Below are 14,461 nucleotides of genomic sequence, written 5' to 3' on the forward strand. Positions count from 1 at the left end.
CGTGGGCAGCAGCAGGGTGGTGCGGTCGCGGACCACGGTGAAGGGCTGTTCGGCGTCGAACGCGGCGGTCGCCTCGACGCCCTCCTCGCTCCTCCGCCCCCGGCTCGCCCGTGCGGATCGGCGGCTCGCCGGTGCCGATCGGGCCCGGTCCGCGCGCCACGGCCTCGGCCGCGGCCGGCGGGCAGCGCGGCGGGCAGCACGGCGGCGCCGCCGACTCGGCGACCGGCTGGGTCCGGCCGCCCTCGGGCAGCTCCGCGGCCTCCGCCGTGGTGCCGGTCCCCTCGCCGTCCTCTTCCCCCTCGTCCTCGGTCCCGGCGCCCGGCCCGTCCCCGGACAGCGGCCGCTGGCGGCCGTGGCGCTTCCGCATGTCCAACGAGGTCTGGGGCACCCCGACCGTCGCGGGCGACCTGCTCTACGTCACCTCCTTCGAGGTGCACGCCCTGGACGTCGGCAGCGGCCGCCGCCAGTTCAAGACGCGCGACGTCGCCTGGTCCATGGCGGTGGCCGACGGCCGCATCCACGCCTCCGACGGCCCCTCCCTCTACGCGCTCGACGCCGCCGACGGCTCCGAGCGGTGGCGGCTGTCCACCGACGCCTGGGTGTACGCCCTGCGCGCCGGCCGGGGCACCGTCGTCACCGCCACGCGCGGAGGCGGCGTACAGGGCTGGGAGGCCTCGAACGGTCAGAAGCTGTGGGAGCTGACCGGGGCCCAGTCCGACTTCGAGACCCCGGAGGCGGCCCCCGTCCTGCACGACGGCACCGTCTACGTGTGGCAGGACGCCCGGCTGCGCGCCCTCGACGCCCGCTCCGGCCGGGAGGCCTGGTCCTACCCGGTCGGCGACGCGGCGTCCTGCGGCAACGTCCCGGTCCGCGTCACCGCCGCCCCCGACGGCAACGTCTACGTCAGCGCCGGCACCCGGGTCCTGTCCATCGACCGGGCCTCCGGCCGGGTCCGCTGGCACTTCGAGGCCCCGGCCGTGTTCCTGGCGCCGCCGGCCTTCGCCCCCGGCCCGGCGGTGACCGGCGGCGGGGTCTACCTCGCCGACTACCTGGGCACCGTCTACGCCCTCGACGCCGCCACCGGCAAGGACCGCTGGCGCATCGCCACCGAGCCGCGCCCGGCGGCGGACCCGGTGCTGGTGGCGGGCGGCAACGTGCACCTCGGCGCGGGCAGCGCGCTGTACACCCTCGACGCGGTCACCGGCACCCCGAAGTGGCGGTTCGCGGCGGGCGGCGAGATCACCGGCTCCCCGGTGGTCGCGGACGGCCGGGTCCACTTCGGCTCCGCCGACCACTGCCTGTACACCCTGGACGCGGCGGGCGGCCAGCTGCGCTGGAAGCTGGCCACGGGCGGCGAGATCACCGGCGCCCCGGTGGCGGAGGCGGGCGTGGTCTACGCGTGCAGCAAGGACCGCTGCGTCTACGCCCTGGACGCGGCGAAGGGCACGGGCACCCGTACGACCTCCTGACCTCCTGAGGGTCGCCTTACGCGGTCCCCGTAAGGCGACCCGCCCCCCTCCAGGTAGCGCACGGCACCAGGAGTGACAGGATGGACCCCATGAGCAACGTCTTCTTCGACATCACCATCAACGGCGCCCCCGCCGGCCGCATCGTCTTCAACCTGTTCGACGATGTCGTCCCGCAGACCGCCCGCAACTTCCGCGAGCTGGCCACGGGCCAGAACGGCTACGGCTACGCGGGCTCCGGCTTCCACCGCGTCATCCCGCAGTTCATGCTGCAGGGCGGTGACTTCACCAACCACAACGGCACCGGTGGCAAGAGCATCTACGGCGAGAAGTTCGCCGACGAGAACTTCAACCTGAAGCACGACCGCCCGTACCTGCTGTCGATGGCGAACGCCGGCAAGAACACCAACGGCTCGCAGTTCTTCATCACCACCGTCCTCACCCCGTGGCTCGACGGCAAGCACGTCGTCTTCGGCGAGGTCGTCTCGGGCCAGGAGCTCGTCGACCAGATCGAGGCCCTCGGCTCCCAGTCCGGCGCCCCCAAGGGCAAGGTCGAGATCGCGGCCTCCGGCGTCGTCGACGCCGCCTGACCCCTCCCGCCCGGCCGGTCGGCCCCGCCCCCACCGTGGGCCGGGGCCGCCGCCATGCCCGGCCCCGGAATCCGCCTACCGCCGCCCGGTGTCAGCTGTACGCGGATCGGTGTGTCCGTTGTCAGAGGCTGCTGGCAGCATCGGCGCCATGAACGTCATCCGTACCACTCCGCCGCGGCCGGTCGACGTCACCGCGGTCTTTCCTCAACTGGCCCCGCTGGCACGCCCGGCGATCCGGTTGCATCCCCGCCCCGGGTCTCCGTCGCCGCACGACAGTTCGGTCGGCGGGCCGCTGCTGTGGCCCGCCGACGAGCCGTGGCCGTACTGCGACGAGTCGCACGACCAGGCGGGCGAGCTGTACGAGGCGTACGAGGTGCGCGCCGGCGAGGACTACGAGTGGCACGACGGTCCGAACCCGATGGTGCCCGTCGCCCAGCTGTACGTGCGCGACATACCCCTGCTGCGACCGCCCGGTCAGGCCGATCTGCTCCAGGTGCTGTGGTGTCCCTTCGAGCACGAGCCGGACTGCAAGCCTCCGACCGCGCTGTTCTGGCGATCCTCCGCCGAGGTCACCCACACCCGCGCCGCGCCGCCCGGCCCGTTCGCGGTGGAGTACGACGGCTACGTGCCGCGGCCGTCCGTGCTGGCGCCGGAGCGGATCACCGAGTACCCCAACCCCATGGATCTGAGCAAGGAGCTACGGGCACCGCTCAACGACTGGAGCCGGTGGCAGGCGGCCGGATCCGGTGTGGACAGCCGCTGGGCCCCCTACCCGGAGGAGTTCTACGGGAACGAGCTGTCTCTCGCCCCCGGCTGGAAGGCCGGCGGCTGGCCCCCGTGGGGCCTCACCGATCCCATCGCCCGGTTCTGTGCCACCTGTGACGCCGGCATGGTCCCGCTGCTGACCATCGCCTCGAGCGAATGGAGCGGCAACAACCACGGCTGGATCCCGTACGAGGACCAATCCACCACCCCGCACAGCGGAGACGTCGATTGGAACCCGCCCCGGGTCCAGATCTCCCGGGGCAACCATCTGCAGCTCTACGTCTGCCCGGAGTCCCCGGAGCATCCGCACGCGTCCCTGATCCAGTGAGCCGTCAACCACGGGCTCCAGCCGCCATGTGACGTCAGCGGGCGGTGCGGGCCGATTGGACGCGGGTGCGCAGGGCCGCGTTCATCGCGGTGAAGTTGCGCGCGGTTCCCTCCAGCGTCTTGCCGAGGAAGGGGACCAGGAGTCCCCTGAAGCGCTCGCCGTGCTCCAGCCGGGTGGTGCGGCCCGGGCCCTCGGAGAGGCGGAAGTAGTGCTCCCCGTCGAAGAGCCCGCGGACGAGGAAGCGGCCGACCCAGCGGAACTCGACGGCGGGCGCGACCACCAGGACGGTCGGCCGGAAGGTGGTCGGCCTGCCCGACTCCGGATACATGGTCAGGTCCAGCCGCGCGCCGGGCACCACTTCGCCGGCGGCTTGCCGGATGAACGGGTTCCAGGTGCAGTAGCGGGGCAGGTCGGTCAGCGTCGCCCAGACCTCTTCGGGCGTCGCGTCGATGGTGATCTCGGTGGCGATGGTGCGCACTGGTGCCGTGCTCCTCGTGATGGGTCGGTGCTCACCGAAGGGACGCGGGGGTGTGCGGCTGCCGCCGGGTTCGGGTGTCGGGATGGAACCACGGATCGGGGGGTGGGTGGTGGGGGTGGGGTGCGTCTTCGCTGGTGGCGGAGAGAGTGGAGGGTGAACGTCCGGTTGTGGGGTGGCGTATCGGGATACGTCGGGCGGGGTGTGGGAGCAGCGCCGGACGCTCGCCGGACGGCTTGATAGCGTGGCCCGCCATTGGCCGCAGGGGGAGGGGTTCACGACATGTTCGCGGGACGGGGAACACGCCGCGCCAGGTTCGGTGTGGTGCTGGTGGCCGTGGTGCTGGCGCTGACCGGGTTCTCGACGAGCGGCGGGAGCAGCGGCAAGAAGAGCAGCAGCGGCGGGGGCGGCTGCTCCAGCTCCAAGAGCAGCAAGAAGAGCAGCAGTAGTAGTACGACCAAGAAGAATTACGGGAGTGGGGGGAGCGCCACTGCCTCGCCCACGCCCTCGGCCTCGGCCACCGGCGGCGTCGCCACCGCCGTCGTGGCCTCCTGCGGGGACGCCACCCAGCCCTCCACCACCGTCGACGTCACCTCCCTGCTCGGCCGGAAGGCGACCTTCGAGGTGTCGATGTACCGCGAGGAGGCCGGCGGAGCGATCATCGAGACGGCCTCCGGGAAGATCACCCTGGACGCGCGGGCGACCGGTACGACCACCATCGCGATGAACCAGCCCGGCCGTGCCGGTGACGTGTCGAAGTGCCGGGTCAGTGCCGTGCACGTGGTGGCGGACGCCTCACCCAGCGCCTCCACCTCCACGTCCACCTCCACCGGCGGTTCCGGTACCGGCAAGCCCGGCTCGAAGTCCACGCCCAAGCCCACCCCCAAGGCCACCAAGACCCGCAGCTGATCAGCGCAGGCGGAACTCCGTGCCCGGGCGCCGGGACCCGAAGAGCTCCGCCTGACGCTCCGGCGCCAGGTTCCCCAGCGCGATCAGCGCCGGAGCCTGGGACAGCGCCTGCTGGAGGGCCGCCTGCTTCGCCGACCACAGCGCCCGCACCGTCCCCTGCACCGCCTCCGTCGGGAACTCCGCCAGGGTCCGCGCCGACCGCAGCGCCGCCTCCAGGAGTTCCCCGGGCTCCGCCAGCTCGGAGACCAGGCCGATCTCGTGCGCCCGCCGCGCGGAGAGCCGTTCCGCCGTCCCCATCAGGGACATCCGGGCGACCTCCCCGAACGGCATCCGCTGCGCCATGTACACCGCCTCGTAGGCGCTGACCATCCCGTACGTCGTGTGCGGGTCGAAGAACGTGGCGGACGAGGAGGCGACGATGAACTCCGCCTCGCCCAACAGGTAGAAGGCCCCGCCGCACGCCATGCCGTTGACGGCGGCGATCATCGGCTTCCACAGGTCGTTGGCCTTCGGGCCGATGGTGAGGAGCGGGTCGTCGACCGAGTAAGGGGACGCGGGCTGCGCCACCTCCACGCCCCGGTCGACGCCGGTGCAGAACGCGGCCGTTCCCGCGCCCGTCAGCACCACCGCCCGCACCGAGTCGTCGTAGCGGAACTCCCGCCACACCGCGCCCAGTTCACCGGCCACGGCCAGGTCGATCGCGTTGTGGCGGCGCTCCCGGTCCAGGGTGACGACCGCGACCCCGCTCTTCTCGTCCCGCTCCACCCGCAGCGTCATGCCTTCTCCAGGACCCAGCGCGGCACGCTCACCCCACCGGTCTCGGCGAAGACCACCTGGACCCGGGCGCCGATCCGCAGCCGGGCCGGGTTCACCGAGTTCAGCGGGGCGTCGGCGGAGGTGACCAGGTTCCCCGCGAGCCGGATCCGCGGATCCTCGGCGAGCTCCACGAGGATCACGTTGTACGGGGCCTGCGCGGCGTACGCGGGCAGCAGCGGCGGGTGCGGCTGTACGTAGGACCAGATCCGGCCCCGCCCGCTCATCGGGCGCCACTCGCTGTCGAAGGACTGGCAGTGCGGGCAGCAGGGGCGCGGCGGGAAGCGCAGCCGGCCGCAGGCGGCGCAGGCCTGGACGCGGAGTTCGCCCCGGGCGGCGTACTCCCAGAAGGGGGCGCCGTCCCCGTCGGGTACGGGCAGGAGCAGCCCCTCGGCGGATGCGGATGCGGATGCGGTGGTGGCGGTGGTCGTCGTCATCGTCGGCTCCTCAGGCGCGCAGCAGGATCGCGGACGTCGGGACACCCTCGCCCGCCGTCACCAGGCAGGTCGCGGCGTCCGGAACCTGGGCGGTGGAGATGCCGCGCAGCTGCTTGACGCCCTCGTTGATCAGGTTGAAGCCGTGCACGTACGCCTCGCTCAGCCCGCCGCCGCCGGTGTTGATCGGCAGCCGGCCGCCCATCTCCAGCGCCCCGCCCTCGGTGAAGGCGGCGCCCTCGCCGCGCCCGCAGAAGCCGTAGCCCTCCAGGGAGAGCGGGATCAGGGGGGTGAAGGCGTCGTAGATCTGGGCGACGTCCACGTCGTCCGGGCCGAAGTCGGCCTGCTTCCACAGGTGCCGGGCGGCGGTCCAGGCGGGGCCTGTGAGGGGGTCGTCGTTCCAGTAGTTGACCATGCCGTGGTGCTGGGCGGGCAGGCCCTGGGCGACGGAGTGGACGTAGACGGGCTTGTGGCGGCAGTCCCGGGCGCGCTCGGCGGAGACGATCACGCAGGCCAGGGCCCCGTCCGTCTCCAGGCAGTTGTCGAAGAGGCAGAGCGGGTCGCTGATCATGCGGGAGGTCATGTACATCTCGCGGGTCAGCGGGCGCTCGTACATCATGGCGGCCGGGTTCTCGTTGGCCCGGTTGCGGCAGGCCATCGCGACGTTGAAGAGGTGGTCGCGGGTGGCCCCGTACTCGTGCATGTAGCGGCGGGCCAGCATGCCGATCTCGTCGGCGGGGCGCAGCAGCCCGAAGGGGCGGGTCCACTGGCCGGGGGTGGGCAGCTGGACGGCGGTGTTCTTCCAGGGGCGGGGGCCGGAGCCGCGTTTGCGGGAGCGCCAGGCGACGCCGACGGTGGCCTGGCCGGTGGCGACGGCGGAGGCGAGGTGGCCGACGGTGGCGCAGGAACCGCCGCCGCCGTAACCGATCTTGGAGAAGAAGGTGACGTCGCCGGCGCCTATGGCCTTGGCGACCTCGACCTCGTCGGTCTCCTCCATGGTGTAGGAGGCGAAGGCGTCGACCTCGGAGGGCGCGATGCCCGCGTCGGCGAGCGCCGCGAGGATGGCCCGGCAGGCCAATTCCTTTTCCGACGTGGGCAGTTGTTTGGCAAAGGCGGTCTGGCCGATGCCGACGATTGCCGTAGCGTCCTTGAGCGTTGCCGCCATCGCCACCTCCGGGGGTGCGGTCGCCAGTGCTGACAGCCGCGAAGGCTACAGCTAATCTGACGGATAGTCAGCTACTGGGATCGCGGGGAGGGGCGGGCGATGGACGAAGGCGCGGGCGCGGAGGGGTTCGGAGACGCACGAGGAGACGTACGAGGGGACGCACGAGGGGACGTACAAGGGGACGCACGAGGAGACGCACGAGGAGACGGGCGCGGGGCGGGAACCGGGCCCGGAACCGGGGTGGCAGCCGGGGCCGTCGGGAGCACCGGCGTTCCGGACGCCCCCGACACCCCCGACCCCCGCGGCGATCTCCGCTGGGGCACCATCGCCGCCCTCGTGCGCGACGCCGCCGACCGCTACGGCGACCGGGAGGCCGTGGTCGACGGCCGGGTCCGCGTCGGCTACGCCCAGCTCGGCGAGCGCGTCGAGCGCGCGGCCGCCGCCTGCCTCGCCGCCGGGGTCGAGCCCGGCGACCGGGTCGCCGTCTGGGCGCCCAACACCCTGGAGTGGATCGTCTCCGCCCTCGGCGCCGTCTCCGCGGGCGCGGTGCTCGTCCCCCTCAACACCCGCTTCAAGGGCACGGAGGCCGCGTACGTCCTCCAGCGCAGCCGCGCCCGCCTGCTGTTCGTCACCGGCACCTTCCTCGGCACCTCCTACGTCGCCTCCCTGCGCCGCGCCGCCGCCGAAGGCCCCGGCACCGGGCCCCTGCCCGGCCTGCCGCACCTGGAGCAGGTCGTGGTCCTCGCCGACGACGCCCCGGAGGACTTCCGCACCTGGAAGGACTTCCTCGCGGGCGGGGACACCGTCCCCGCCGCGGCCGTCCGCGCCCGCGCCGAGGCGATACGCCCCGACGCCCCCTCCGACATCATCTTCACCTCCGGCACCACCGGCAGCCCCAAGGGCGCCGTCATCACCCACGCCCAGACCCTGCGCTGCTACGCCGTGTGGAGCGAACTCGCCGGGCTGCGCGAGGGCGACCGCTACCTGATCGTGAACCCCTTCTTCCACACCTTCGGCTACAAGGCCGGGATCATCGCCTGCCTGATGCGCGGGGCCACGATGGTCCCGCAGCCCGTCTTCAACGTGGACACCGTCCTCGCCAACATCGCCGCCGAGCGGATCTCCGTACTCCCCGGCCCGCCCACCCTCCACCAGTCCCTCCTCGACCACCCGCAGCGCGACCACCACGACCTGTCCGCCCTGCGCCTGGTCGTCACCGGCGCGGCCGTGGTCCCCCTGCAGCTCGTCGAGCGGCTCCGCGCCGAGCTGCACATCGCCACCGTCCTCACCGCGTACGGGCTCTCCGAGGCCAGCGGCATCGTCAGCATGTGCCGCCGGGGCGACCCGGCCGAGGTGGTCGCCGAGACCTCGGGACGCGCCATCCCCGACACGGGGCTGCGGATCGCCGGCCCCGACGGCACCGCGCGGCCCGACGGCACCGCGGGCGAGGTGTGGGTCCGCGGGCACCACGTGATGCGGGGCTACTTCGAGGACCCGGACGGCACCGCCCGCGCCATCACCCCCGACGGCTGGCTGCGCACCGGCGACGTCGGGGTCCTGGACGAGGGCGGCAACCTCCGCATCACCGACCGGATCAAGGACATGTTCATCGTCGGCGGCTTCAACGCCTACCCCGCCGAGATCGAGCAACTCATCGGCCTGCACCCGGACATCGCCGACGTCGCCGTCGTCGGCATCCCCGACCCCCGGCTCGGCGAGGTCGGCAAGGCGTACGCGGTGCGGCGCCCCGGATCGGTCCTCACCGCCGACGACCTGATCGCCTGGTCCCGCCGGGAGATGGCCAACTACAAGGTCCCCAGGGAGGTGGAGTTCGTCACGGCCCTCCCGCGCAACGCGAGCGGCAAGGTCCTGAAGACCGAGCTCAGGGCCCGTCGTCAATCCGTGGAGGAACCACCGGACTTGACGTTCGTGAACCGGCCATGACAGGCATTCCGTTTTCGTCAGTACCCTGTCCCCTCGAAGATCACATGTGGTGAGGATGGGCAGGATGAACAGCGAAGAGCCCCGTCAGGGCTGGCCGACACCTCCGGGGTACCCGCCGTCCGGTCCGGCGTACGGAGGTCCCGGCGGGCCTCCGCCGAGCGCCCCGCCGAGCGCCCCGCCGAGCCCCTCGCCCCACCGGGGCGCCTGGATCGGCGCGGGTGCCACCCTGGTGGCCGCCGTGATCGGCGTCGTCGGCGCCTACCTGGTCGGCAACGGCGGCGGGAAGGGCACCCCGGCCCCGGTGAAGGAACCGGTGGCCGCCGCCCCGCCCGGGGGCGGAGCCCAGGGCGCCGCCCCGTCGGACCCCGCGCTGCCCCAGTCGTCGCCGCCCCCGGCCGCGTCGGCCCCCCGGACCCCGTCCGGGAAGCCGCCCGGCACGGTCCAGTGGGAGGGCGCCCTGGCGGTCGAGTTCGCGGAACCGAAGGACTTCGACGCCGCACCCCCGGTGCGGTCCGAGGTCAACAGCGACAACGACTTCTCCGTCTACTCGTTCGGCAACACCCTGCGGCTGCGCCCCGAGGGCGGGGCCAAGGTGCTGGTCTGGGAGGACGCGGCGAAGGCGCCCTCGTACGAGGACTGCGCGGGCGTCGTCGACACCATGGGGAGCACCAAGGACATGGACCTGAAGACCGGCAGGGTCTTCTGCGGCCGGACGAAGGAGGGCCGGCTCGTCCGGCTGACCACCCAGCAGATCGGGGGACTGGGCGGAGACGCGCGCGGCGCCTTCGACGTCCTCGTGTGGAGCAAGTGACCGCGAGCCGCGACGGGGACCCGGCCGGGCGGTCGGGCCCCGGCAGGGGCGTCGGTCCTACGGCCGGTCCTACGGCGGGCTCTACGGCGGGCCCTACGGCCGGTCCTACGGCGGGCCCTACGGCCGGGGTCCTACGGCGGGCCCTACGGCTGGTGGAACCGCACCTCCGGGAAGCGGGCCGACGGGCCGTCGAACAGCGGGGCGTTCCTGCCGCGCAGGTGGGCGTCGACGAAGGCCGCGACGTAGCTCTTGGCGACGGCGTCGGCGCGGTCGCCGTCCAGCGCCTGGAGCGGCATCCCGAGCTGCTTGGCCAGGGGCGCCAGGTCGGTGAAGGAGAGGTGCTGGGTGCCGTCGACGCTCAGCCAGCGCTTCCAGCCGGTGAACTGCTTCCAGGTGTCGTCCCAGGTGCTGTCCGCGCCGGGTACGTGGCCGGGGTTTCCCAGCATCAGGAGCGGCCGGTTCACGGGCGTCGTGTGGTCGGGGTACCGGAAGTTGCCGTCCATGTTGACGCCCGCCTTGACGCGGGGGTCCTTCAGCATGGCCGGGACCGTGCTGAAACCGCCCGCGGAGTGCCCGACGACGGCGATCCGGCCGGGGTCGACGACCGGGCCGCTCTTCCCGGCCGGGCGCTTCGCGGTCAGTTCGTCGATGACGTAGGAGATGTCCTCGGCGCGGACGGCGCCGACCTTCGCGTAGGTCTTGTCCACGTCCTTGTCCCTCTCCTCGCACGCCACGCAGGAGGTGGTGTGCCCGTCGGGGAACGAGATGCCGTCGGCCTCGTAGTTGTGCCCGATCCCGGCGACGGCGTAGCCGCGGCTCGCCAGTTCCTCGGCCATGCCGGTGAGGGTGGCGCGCGGCATGCCGAAGCCCGGCGACAGGATGACCAGGGGCAGCCCGCCGGGCACCCGCACCGGCCGGGCGTCCACCGTCGCATGGCTGCCCACCTTGGTGAACAGGTCGGCCGGCAGGCCCAGTCGGACGGCCGCGGTGTACCGCTCGGACTCCCCGGACGTCATGTACGGCGCGGGCGTGCCCGAGGGGGCGGTGGCCGGGTACCAGAGGGAGACCATCAGCTCCCGCTTCTCCGCGGGGACCCACGGGTCGGGCCGGTCCTCGTCCCTCAGGTGGACCGTGGCCCGGCCGACGGGCTGGTGCCCGGTGGGTGCGGGCAACGTCAGCGCGCTCGCGGGCGGTTGTGCCGCGGCGGTGTCGGCGTGGGCGGTGGTGGTGCCGAGGGTGCCTGCCAGAGCGGCGGCCACGGCCGCGCCCACCAGGAACGAGCGTCGCTTCACGTTCTCTCCGTCCGTCTTCCGTGAGTTCGGCCCGGTCCGGGCCGACACCTCGAACGCTATGAGGGGCGGGAGCCGCTGCCATCGGCCCGTGGATCTACGTCGCCGCCTTCCGTACATCCCCGAGATGACATCCCCGGGGCGCTGGTGGTGATCGCTTTCGCGTTAGCCTGCACGGGTGAGCTCGAATCAGCCGGTTGTCCGATTTCCCGGGGGTGCCCGGGCCCGGCTCTGGGCGGCGGCCGGGGCCGGGGCCGCCCTCGTCGTGGCCCTGCTCCTCGCCCTGCTGCCCGACGCGCCCGCCGGATCCGACGGCCCGGGCGACAGCGTCGACGGCGGGGCGGCGGGCAAGCGCCCCGGGCTGACCGCCGCCGTGTCCGCGCCGTTCAGCGCCTTCACCGAGGGCTACGACTGCTACCGCATCCCCACCCTCACCACCACGAAGGACGGCACCCTGCTGGCCATCGCCGAGGCCCGCACCGCGAGCTGCAACGACATCGGCGACATCGACCTCGTCATGAAGCGGTCCACCGACGACGGCCGCACCTGGGGCCCCATGGAGGTCATCCGCGGCTCCGGCGACCCCGGCGCCTACGGCAACCCCGCCCCCGTCGTGGACTCCGCCTCCGGCCGGATCTCCCTGCTCTACGCCTACAGCACCTGGGCCCCCGACGCCGATGGCAATCGCGTCCGCGGCCCCCGCGAACTGCGGCTGGCCCACAGCACCGACGACGGCGCCCACTGGACCGCCGAACCCAACCCGCAGCCGCAGCTCAAGGGCGCCGACTGGGCCTGGGTCTCCGTCGGCCCCGGCCACGGCGTCCAGCTCACCCCGACCCGCCCCGACCGCCCGGGCCGGCTCGTCGTCGGCGCCGACTACCGCACCGAGTCCAACGAATCCGGCGCCCAGCTCCTCTACAGCGACGACGGCGGCCTCACCTGGCGGGCCGGCGCCCGCTGGGGCGCCCCCGAGGGCACGCCCGCGCCCAATGAGCCCGCCCTGACCCAGCTCCCCGACGGCCGGATCTATGTCAACGCCCGCTCCACCGCCACCTGCGGCACCACCGACCACCGCGTCGCCGCCCTCATCGACGACGCCTCCGCCCCCTCCTTCCCGGCCCCCGGCTTCGTCCCCGTCACCGGCCTGACCGCCCCGCCCGCCTCCGGCTCCCTCCTCCAGCTGCCCGGCGGCCCCCTGGTGCTGTCGGCGCCCAGCCGCCCCGGCGCGGAGTTCTCCGACCGCTGGACCCTGGCCGTGCGCACCTCCCAGGACGGCGGCCGCACCTGGTCGAAGGACGGAGCCGTCGTGCTGCGCGAGCGCGCCGGCTACTCGGACATGGCGGTCCTGCCCGGCGGCCGGATCGGCATGCTCTACGAGACCGCCAACGGCACCCCGCACGGCTACATCAAGTTCACCGCCTTCGGCCCCCACGAGCTCCAGGCCGCCGCCGAGGACCTCACCCCCCGCCGCACCGCCGACATCAGCGCCCACCACAACGACGCCGTCGTCCACGGCGCGCCCCGGCTCGGCAACCGGCCCGACGGCGGCAAGGCGATGCGCTTCGACGGCAAGGACGACTTCCTGCGCCTGATCGACTGCCCCGACGCGTTGCGCGTGGGCGAGGGGGACTTCGCCGTCGCCACCTGGGTCAAGTACAAGACCCGCGGCCAGGACCGGGAGAGCGGCCTGCGCCAGCCGCTCGTGTGGGCCTACGGACAGGGCCCGGCCGCGAAGCAGCTGCGCATCGAGGCCGACCCGGAGACCGGCCGCCTCGAAGCCACCATCAACGCCGGGACGGGACCCGTCTCCGTGACCGCCGCGACCCGGACCGACGACGACGCCTGGCACCACGTGGTCTTCCAGCGCAAGGGCGGCCGGCTCGAACTGTCCGTGGACGGCGCCCCGGCCGCCACCGCACCCCTCGCCCCCGGGCAGGGCGACTTCCGGCCCACCGGAGCCTTCACCATCCACCTCGGCACGCAGCCCGACTACAAGGCCTTCTACGCGGGCGCGCTGGACGACGTACGGATCTACGGGCGCTCCCTGTCCGGCAACGACATCGCCCGGCTGCGCGACGGCGGCGACCTCACCGACCAGGAGCGGCTCCGGCTCCCCTTCGACGGGATCCGGTGATCAGCCGGCGGCCTGCGCCGGTCCGGCCTTGCGGGCCAGCAGCAGTCGCCACCGCGGGGTGCCGTCCTCGCGGTACCCGAACCGCTCCAGTGGGACCGTCTCCACGGTGAAGCCCGCCGCGGCCAGGTCGGCGCGGACCGGGCCCAGCGGGAAGGTCCGGTAGTACATGACGAAGGGCGGCCGCCACACCGCGTTGCGCACCCGCATCGCCGCGTCGAAACCGGCCACCGCCCACCACAGGGGCGAGGAGAGCGGGATCGGGGCGCCGACGGGGAAGGCGAAGACCCCGCCGGGCCGCAGCGCGCGGTGCACGCCCGCGAACAGGGCGGGCCGCTCGGACGGCAGGAAGTGCCCGAAGGCCCCGAAGCTCACCGCGAGGTCGTACGCGTCCCCGAGCGCCTCCGGCAGCGCCAGCGCGTCGGCCCGTAGGAGGTCCATCCCCTCGGGGTGCAGCCGCGCGGCTTCGGCCAGCATGCCCGCGCTGAGGTCGACCCCGGTGACCCGGTCCCGGCACAGGCGGCGCAGCATCGGCAGGCCCGCACCCGTACCGCAGCACAGGTCCAGGCCGGAACCGAAGGAGCCCTCCCGCCGGGCGAGGGTCTCCTCGACGGCGTCGAGCATCCGTTCCGGGGTGCGGAAGGGGGTCTCGTCGAACTTCGGGGCGAGCAGGTCGTAGCCCCGCTCGACGGAGGAGAGGGCCTGGACGGCCAGTTCGCGCAGGCTCGGGCCCTGGGAGGTGAACACGGGGTCAGCGTAGTCACCCGCGGGTCGCGAGGACCGGCGGTCGGGACGTTCGGCCGTCCCGGAACACCCGATCTGTTGCCGTGCGGTATGAAACGTCCATTGTGCCAAACCTTGGGGTTTCCGTGGTGAGTGCCATACACGGCGAGCCGTCCGGCCCGCGACCCCCGCGCGCCGGCGGCGCGGCGACCGGCGGCGCCCTGGAGAAGACCCTGCGGATCATCGAGGCGCTGACCGAGGAGACCGACCTCATCGCCCGGATCACCGGCCTGCCCGCCCTCACCCCGCGCACCCTCACCGGCCGGCGGCGGCTCCACGCCGATCTGGCGGCGGTCCGCGAACGCGGCCACGCCGTCGACGACCAGGAGCACGAAGCCTCCGTCCGCTGCCTGGGCGTGCCCCTCTTCGACCGGGACGGGACACCGGTCGGCGGGGTCGGCCTGACCACGACGGCCTCCCTGACCACCCGCCGGGAGCTGGAGCGCCTCGCGCCCGCGCTGACCCAGGCGGCCCGCGGCGTGGAGCGGCTCCTCCGGCTGGGCTGAGGCCCGATCCGGCCCGGACAGGGGTGTGCGGCGGCCGCGGTGGTCCCCCTCC

Annotated in this window: 13 protein-coding genes and 1 pseudogene; 8 read left to right on the forward strand and 6 right to left on the reverse strand. The window is 73.6% G+C overall.

Annotated features, from left to right (window positions below; translation table 11 throughout):
• Positions 1-80 precede the first annotated feature (80 nt).
• From ACFV0Q_RS26160 to ACFV0Q_RS26170, 3 genes and pseudogenes are all read left to right on the forward strand, one after another.
• A pseudogene (locus ACFV0Q_RS26160) lies at positions 81-1,469 on the forward strand (PQQ-binding-like beta-propeller repeat protein); the annotation flags it as partial.
• An 80-nt stretch (positions 1,470-1,549) separates the two neighbouring features.
• A complete protein-coding gene (locus tag ACFV0Q_RS26165) occupies positions 1,550-2,056 on the forward strand; it encodes a peptidylprolyl isomerase (protein ID WP_385008801.1) in 507 nt (168 codons plus the stop codon).
• A 148-nt stretch (positions 2,057-2,204) separates the two neighbouring features.
• On the forward strand, positions 2,205-3,149 hold the full coding sequence (locus tag ACFV0Q_RS26170; RefSeq protein ID WP_385008802.1) for a hypothetical protein: 945 nt from the start codon (positions 2,205-2,207) through the stop codon (positions 3,147-3,149).
• Positions 3,150-3,183: 34 nt separating this feature from the next.
• Here the strand turns inward: ACFV0Q_RS26170 and ACFV0Q_RS26175 are convergent, their stop codons facing one another.
• Positions 3,184-3,627: an SRPBCC family protein gene (locus tag ACFV0Q_RS26175; protein WP_385008803.1), complete on the reverse strand. Its 444-nt coding sequence runs from the start codon at positions 3,625-3,627 to the stop codon at positions 3,184-3,186.
• 279 nt (positions 3,628-3,906) lie between these two features.
• Between ACFV0Q_RS26175 and ACFV0Q_RS26180 the strand changes: the two genes are divergently transcribed.
• On the forward strand, positions 3,907-4,533 hold the full coding sequence (locus ACFV0Q_RS26180) for a hypothetical protein (protein WP_385008804.1): 627 nt from the start codon (positions 3,907-3,909) through the stop codon (positions 4,531-4,533).
• Here ACFV0Q_RS26180 and ACFV0Q_RS26185 read toward each other — a convergent pair whose 3' ends face one another.
• From ACFV0Q_RS26185 to ACFV0Q_RS26195, 3 genes are read right to left on the reverse strand one after another with little or no spacing between them, the layout of a single operon-like run.
• Entirely contained in the window at positions 4,534-5,310 is a 777-nt protein-coding gene (locus ACFV0Q_RS26185; RefSeq protein WP_385008805.1) for an enoyl-CoA hydratase/isomerase family protein, read from the reverse strand.
• On the reverse strand, positions 5,307-5,783 hold the full coding sequence (locus tag ACFV0Q_RS26190; RefSeq protein ID WP_385008806.1) for a Zn-ribbon domain-containing OB-fold protein: 477 nt from the start codon (positions 5,781-5,783) through the stop codon (positions 5,307-5,309). The genes ACFV0Q_RS26185 and ACFV0Q_RS26190 overlap by 4 nt, the downstream gene beginning before the upstream one ends.
• Positions 5,784-5,793: 10 nt before the next feature.
• Positions 5,794-6,945, reverse strand: coding sequence for a lipid-transfer protein (locus ACFV0Q_RS26195; protein ID WP_385008807.1), 1,152 nt, complete (start codon positions 6,943-6,945; stop codon positions 5,794-5,796).
• 99 nt (positions 6,946-7,044) lie between these two features.
• Between ACFV0Q_RS26195 and ACFV0Q_RS26200 the strand changes: the two genes are divergently transcribed.
• Together ACFV0Q_RS26200 and ACFV0Q_RS26205 are read left to right on the forward strand one after the other, a co-directional pair.
• Positions 7,045-8,889 (forward strand): FadD3 family acyl-CoA ligase, encoded by a 1,845-nt coding sequence (locus ACFV0Q_RS26200; RefSeq protein WP_385008808.1) that lies wholly within the window; start codon positions 7,045-7,047, stop codon positions 8,887-8,889.
• A 64-nt stretch (positions 8,890-8,953) separates the two neighbouring features.
• On the forward strand, positions 8,954-9,700 hold the full coding sequence (locus ACFV0Q_RS26205) for a hypothetical protein (RefSeq protein ID WP_385008809.1): 747 nt from the start codon (positions 8,954-8,956) through the stop codon (positions 9,698-9,700).
• A 143-nt stretch (positions 9,701-9,843) separates the two neighbouring features.
• Here the strand turns inward: ACFV0Q_RS26205 and ACFV0Q_RS26210 are convergent, their stop codons facing one another.
• The gene (locus ACFV0Q_RS26210) at positions 9,844-10,992 is read right to left on the reverse strand and encodes an alpha/beta hydrolase family protein (RefSeq protein ID WP_385008810.1); all 1,149 of its coding nucleotides are present in this window, start codon (positions 10,990-10,992) and stop codon (positions 9,844-9,846) included.
• Between the two features lie 175 nt (positions 10,993-11,167).
• Here ACFV0Q_RS26210 and ACFV0Q_RS26215 point away from each other — a divergent pair, with 175 nt between their 5' ends.
• Positions 11,168-13,123 (forward strand): exo-alpha-sialidase, encoded by a 1,956-nt coding sequence (locus tag ACFV0Q_RS26215; RefSeq protein WP_385008811.1) that lies wholly within the window; start codon positions 11,168-11,170, stop codon positions 13,121-13,123.
• Here the strand turns inward: ACFV0Q_RS26215 and ACFV0Q_RS26220 are convergent, their stop codons facing one another.
• Complete coding sequence (locus tag ACFV0Q_RS26220) at positions 13,124-13,867, reverse strand: methyltransferase domain-containing protein (protein WP_385008812.1); 744 nt, start codon at positions 13,865-13,867, stop codon at positions 13,124-13,126.
• Positions 13,868-13,992: 125 nt separating this feature from the next.
• Between ACFV0Q_RS26220 and ACFV0Q_RS26225 the strand changes: the two genes are divergently transcribed.
• Positions 13,993-14,409 carry an IclR family transcriptional regulator C-terminal domain-containing protein gene (locus ACFV0Q_RS26225; protein WP_385008813.1) on the forward strand — a complete coding sequence of 139 codons (417 nt, stop codon included), beginning with the start codon at positions 13,993-13,995 and terminating at the stop codon, positions 14,407-14,409.
• Positions 14,410-14,461 lie beyond the last annotated feature (52 nt).

It is taken from the genome of Streptomyces sp. NPDC059564 (assembly GCF_042735575.1).
Classification (GTDB): domain Bacteria; phylum Actinomycetota; class Actinomycetes; order Streptomycetales; family Streptomycetaceae; genus Streptomyces.